This is a genomic window from Streptomyces sp. NPDC051907 (assembly GCF_040681075.1).
In the GTDB taxonomy this organism is placed as follows: Bacteria; Actinomycetota; Actinomycetes; order Streptomycetales; family Streptomycetaceae; genus Streptomyces.
On the sequence record NZ_JBFAYB010000249.1, the window covers coordinates 1 to 1157 of the forward strand.

A 1157-nucleotide genomic window follows, 5' to 3' on the forward strand; every position below is an offset into this window, starting at 1 on the left:
CGGTTTGTTGTTTAACCTCTGATAAGGTTTCAAGTTTAAAGAGAACCTCTTTTGACCGTGCTTGACTATAAGACGGCTCTAGCCAATAAATGAGCCGATGAAAGAAGTTCTCATTCGTTTCATATATTCCTAGTTCAGGGTTATAAACGCCTAACAGTCCGCTTTGGTGGTCTAGTTTGATGACTTTTAGCGTTTTATAGATGATTCTAGCCGTATCTAAGGGACTTAGTGACTTGGGTGCGTTGCCGTCTTCCTTAGGTGTGCTTAAAAATAAGTTACGGTGTTCAAAGAATAGTTTTTTAACCGCTCTAAGCGTTTGAGTGTGTGCTTTGACATAGTCAGGGCTATTAATGATTTCTTTTTCTTGTTCTAACCAGTCTTTCAAACTGTCTTGATAACCTGCGATATTGATGACTTTTTTGCCGTCTTCGCCATAATCTGTGAAGTTCTCTATTGTAGGTTTTGGACTTCTTACGTTTCCCTGTGGTGTTTCTGCCACAAGTTTATCTAATTGGTCTGTCATGACTTCCTTTCTATTTCATCTTGAATACACTTTTCCAAATAGTTGCCAGCTCGTCATCAGGTAAGGGCGGACTGGTTCGATTGTTAAAGGTTCGCAATAAGTCCATGCAATGATTGTTATCAATGCCGATTTTTCTCCAGTAGTGCAGAATGCGGTTCGTGTCATTGTTTCGATTCCCTTTTCGTGCGCCTTGGTTGAATAACTCCCACATTTCAGCGCCATAAGTCCGACTTCCTAGCGTTGGGTTCTGTCTTTTTTTAATTAAGTATATCAAGACAGTTCAAGAGAGAAAGTTAGATTTTGAAGCAATGCCTACCATGCAATCTCATGCTTTTGGAAATTTTCATCAGCAGTTCATTCCAATTTTAACGAGTAGTCTATTCATTGTCTTATTTGCTTCCATGGTTTCAATCCTTGTCGCCACTAGTTATGAATCAAAAGAAAACAGATTTTATCGATTTGCGGGAATTGATTTGCAGAAAAATTTAATTATAAAAGTTTTATCTGGAACTTTAGCGACCTTTGCTTGGATTATTATTTCTAGTATCATTTATTTTCTGGTAATTGGGGTGGTGAATGGTTTTGGAGCATGGAATTATCCCGCCTATCTTGGTGATTCGGATTTGAAAACAGG

Annotated in this window: 3 protein-coding genes; 1 reads left to right on the forward strand and 2 read right to left on the reverse strand. The window is 38.4% G+C overall.

The genetic code is table 11. From position 1 onward, the window contains the following. On the reverse strand, window positions 1-523 hold a 523-nt coding region (locus tag AB0M39_RS42155; protein ID WP_365374534.1), incomplete at its 3' end, for a hypothetical protein. A 10-nt stretch (window positions 524-533) separates the two neighbouring features. Further along, window positions 534-734: a primase alpha helix C-terminal domain-containing protein gene (locus AB0M39_RS42160; RefSeq protein WP_365374537.1), complete on the reverse strand. Its 201-nt coding sequence runs from the start codon at window positions 732-734 to the stop codon at window positions 534-536. Between the two features lie 97 nt (window positions 735-831). Between AB0M39_RS42160 and AB0M39_RS42165 the strand changes: the two genes are divergently transcribed. Further along, window positions 832-1157, forward strand: a 326-nt coding sequence (locus tag AB0M39_RS42165; RefSeq protein WP_365374540.1) for a hypothetical protein, incomplete at its 3' end; no start/stop codon positions are given.